Annotated in this window: 1 protein-coding gene; it reads right to left on the bottom strand. The window is 39.3% G+C overall.

Translation table 11 applies throughout. The annotated features are described in order from the left end of the window. On the bottom strand, nt 1-239 hold a 239-nt coding region (locus tag BU804_RS06315; protein WP_143298944.1), incomplete at its 3' end, for a hypothetical protein. Nucleotides 240-275 lie beyond the last annotated feature (36 nt).

Here is a 275-nt window from a genome sequence, read left to right on the forward strand (position 1 = left end):
AGGGCATGGTGGCTATTCCGCGCAGGTATCTCTTCAATTTGCCTCTCTAAGAGATCTACAGACTGATAAATTTGGTTAATCTCTTCCACATCATGTCGACAAAGGAGCTCTTTTGCTAAAATCTTTTCAATGGCTTCCTCTCCTTGTTCTATTATTCGAATAGGAGGGACAAATGTTCGTATTTGGCTGCAATAGCCATTATCGTGCATTCTTATATTATAACGAGTCATCTCATTCATACTGATTTTCCTTTTGGATTGAATTGACTAACCGCC

The organism is Candidatus Protochlamydia sp. W-9, assembly GCF_001950615.1.
GTDB lineage: Bacteria > Chlamydiota > Chlamydiia > Chlamydiales > Parachlamydiaceae > Protochlamydia > Protochlamydia amoebophila.